At 56.3% G+C, this 2,919-nt stretch carries 6 protein-coding genes; 3 read left to right on the plus strand and 3 right to left on the minus strand.

The annotated features are described in order from the left end of the window. From WC359_14350 to WC359_14360, 3 genes are all read left to right on the plus strand, one after another. A partial coding sequence (locus tag WC359_14350) for a hypothetical protein (protein ID MFA5401627.1) occupies positions 1–308 on the plus strand: 308 nt, incomplete at its 5' end. Between the two features lie 23 nt (positions 309–331). Further along, positions 332–805, plus strand: a complete 474-nt coding sequence (gene def, locus WC359_14355) for a peptide deformylase (protein MFA5401628.1) — start codon at positions 332–334, stop codon at positions 803–805. Next, positions 798–1,019: a hypothetical protein gene (locus WC359_14360; GenBank protein ID MFA5401629.1), complete on the plus strand. Its 222-nt coding sequence runs from the start codon at positions 798–800 to the stop codon at positions 1,017–1,019. Before def ends, WC359_14360 begins: the two co-directional genes overlap by 8 nt. 40 nt (positions 1,020–1,059) lie before the next feature. Here the strand turns inward: WC359_14360 and WC359_14365 are convergent, their stop codons facing one another. The 3 genes from WC359_14365 to WC359_14375 are packed head-to-tail and all read right to left on the minus strand — an operon-like array spanning position 1,060 to position 2,687. Beyond that, on the minus strand, positions 1,060–1,251 hold the full coding sequence (locus WC359_14365; protein MFA5401630.1) for a hypothetical protein: 192 nt from the start codon (positions 1,249–1,251) through the stop codon (positions 1,060–1,062). Continuing rightward, entirely contained in the window at positions 1,251–2,339 is a 1,089-nt protein-coding gene (locus tag WC359_14370) for a hypothetical protein (GenBank protein ID MFA5401631.1), read from the minus strand. Before WC359_14370 ends, WC359_14365 begins: the two co-directional genes overlap by 1 nt. A 36-nt stretch (positions 2,340–2,375) precedes the next feature. Beyond that, positions 2,376–2,687 (minus strand): hypothetical protein, encoded by a 312-nt coding sequence (locus WC359_14375; protein MFA5401632.1) that lies wholly within the window; start codon positions 2,685–2,687, stop codon positions 2,376–2,378. Between the last annotated feature and the right edge of the window lie 232 nt (positions 2,688–2,919).

Raw genomic sequence — 2,919 nt, forward strand, 5'->3', positions numbered from 1 at the left:
AAGCGCTGCAGGGGAAGATGTTGCGTGTGATGGATATCGCTGTGGATGGTAGTAGCTATCTTTTACTGGGTGACGGGCCCAAGACTGGTCAATTCATATGGGACGTTGACAAGCGGGACACGATAGGTGAGATGATACCCTACGCCGTTATCAGCCAGTTCAGACACACACGCCTGCAGGACGCCATGAAGGCCGCCGGTATGGAACCGGACGCTTTCTCTGACGAGGTGATCGATATAGTGAGCAAGGCGATCGGCGTGGATCTCAAGAAGATACTGGGTCTACTGGAGGTGCTGCCATGGAGATAGTTACGGATCTGGAAAAGCTGCGCGTGCCTTGTATAGAGGCTACTGAGGTGATAAACGTGGAGGCGATGGCCGCCGCGCTACTCTACGACATGAAGAAATACGGCGGGTGCGGCCTGGCCGCGAATCAGGTGGGCTTCAAGCACCGGGTGTGCGTTATAGCCGTGGGCGACATGACGCCCATCGTCTTAGTAAACCCTCTGATAATCAAAGAGAAGAAGCCGCGGCGCGTCAGGGAAGGCTGCCTGTCCCTGCCCGGAATAGAGGTTGAGATAGAGCGTCCCATGTACGTAAAAGTCAAAGCCATGGACGAGCGCTGGAACACTAGAAAATACACGTTCACAGGGTCGCAAGCCCAGGTGGCCCGGCACGAGATCGACCACCTGAACGGGATACTGATGATCGATTACCTCGAGACATACGACAGGGAAGTGAAGGAGCGGCTCCTGAGAGGGGCGGTATACAAGAGAAAGACCGGTCTGGAGGGGTTGGTTGAGTAAGATGTACCACTGCTGCATAGCGCTGGACGCGCTGCTGCGGTTGACGCTGGAGGGGGAGAAGGTGCTTGTAGATGCGGAAACAGGCAAGCCCCTTGAAGAGCGCGAAATATACGAGTTGGTCAAGGAAATGAAGGCCGACGGCAATACCGTCTTCACGCCGGGCTGCGATAACGTGGATAGCGGGGGCCGGTGCCGCGGGCATAAGGAGAAATAAAAAAGGCCGGCGAGATCTCGCCGGCCTTTTGCTATCGAACCTACCAGTAGCGCCCCCTGGCCATCCTGGTCAGGAATCTCACCGTCAACTTGAAGTGCAGCTTCGCTTCCCTCTTGAGGAATGCTTTATTGAGCTTATCGAACACCTGGCAGTTTAGGGCCCGCTTCAAGCGATCCGCTGAGTTCCACATCATTTGGATATCGCGCCTCAGCTGAATATCTTTGTCAGTCATTACTTCACCAGCCTTACGTCGAGGGCCTTTAGCACGTTGTTGATATCGTTGGCGATGGTGATGCTGTCGTTGCCGGCGAAGAGCAGGCCCACAGCCCGCCTGCCCTTGTCCAGGATGAGCGAGCCGCTGTCGCCGCCGGCGGAGAACTTGCCGCCGATGCCGCTGATGATGGTCTGGTCCTCGAAGATGGCGTAATCGCCGTCCCCCATGTTGACGTTGACTATGTTATCGATGCTGTCGATCTTGCCATGTGTGACTTCTGTAGTGCGCCCGCGTTTCATCACTTCCATGCCGACTGTAGGCTCCGCGATACCGGTGACCACGCCGATATCCGGGATAAAGGGGTCGATAACTACCGTTGATGTCGGCAGTGCCAGGGCGCAGTCCACTTTGTTGGTCACGTCCCTGTAGCTGGATAACCTCGAGTGGCGGCCAAAGAGTCCCGAAAGCCAGTTCCAGATCCTTATCATTGCCGACGTGAAGGGGCAGTCGCTGGAGCTCACCGTCTCGATCTCCACGAAATCGTCGAGGGTGGCGATGATATCCGCCGGGTACTGTCCGCCGTCGTATTTACCCGGCTGCAGGATATGGTCCCCTATCTCGCCTTTATTGACGTTGGCTAGGACATGATTGTTGCTCAGTATCATCACGGCGCCGGTCTGATTCTCATAAACCACCGCGCCGAATGTCCCTGCCGTGATATCTTTGTGACCGATGCTGCAGCCCGGGTGCGCAGGCCGTTCCCTGGCCGTGATATCCTGCTTACCCATGACCCCGAGGCGCTTGTGCTCGATGCTCTGCACCGCCTGCAGCCGGCGCGGCGCATTCCTTTTATTGAACCTTGGATCATCGAGGCGCAGTGTTATCTCGCCGCCCACGTCGACGACATCGGTATGCCGCCCATTGATAACCTCCGGGATCCGGTCCTTCCGGGATAGCGCCGCGAGGGGCACCTTTCTCTTGACGCTGACCACGATAGCCGGCTGCCGGGTCTCGATACCCTCTGTTTTCTTCGTGCCGCGCCCCACCGCCACCACGTTGCGTTTCTTGAGCAGCTCCATCGCTACCTTCCGCTCCTGCTTGTTCATAAGATTGCCTCCTTTATATATTTAATCTGAGTATAGTTACTGGTCCCTGTTCTCGTCAATGCCTCCGAGCTTGTCGCAGATGGCCTTTCTTATCACTAAATGCTGTTCCCTTACCCTGCGCGACTCGCCCTGGTTGACCGCGAACACTGTTTGATTGAACCACAGCTTTAGTTCGCCCCTTGTCTTTCCGGACCGCCGGTCGAAGACTATCCTTCCCGCGTCCTCGCCCTGTATCTCCACGTTGAGGAACCCGAGTTGCGCCTGCGGCCTTTCTACCACCAGCAGGCCCTTTGGATCTATCGCTACCTTTTCCTCGAGTACGAGGGGCGGCTTCTTTTTTCTGCCCACGGGAGCTCCTTTCTTTGGGTTTAGCCGGGGGCTGCAGCCACTTCTTGGGGAAGCGGTATCTCCGCCCTACGTGGTCTTTAGACTCCGGCTTCACGCCCAGTTTTTCTATCTGGCGCTGCAGCTTCTTGTTGCAGGTATAAACCATGCAATCCGTTTCCAGTTCGTTGAAGAGGATGGTGGTCTCCCGCTCGTAGAGCGCCTCTTTGCCAAGTTTTTTCATAACCACCTCCTT

The sequence above is a fragment of the Dehalococcoidia bacterium genome (assembly GCA_041653995.1).
Classification (GTDB): domain Bacteria; phylum Chloroflexota; class Dehalococcoidia; order GIF9; family UBA5629; genus CAIMUM01.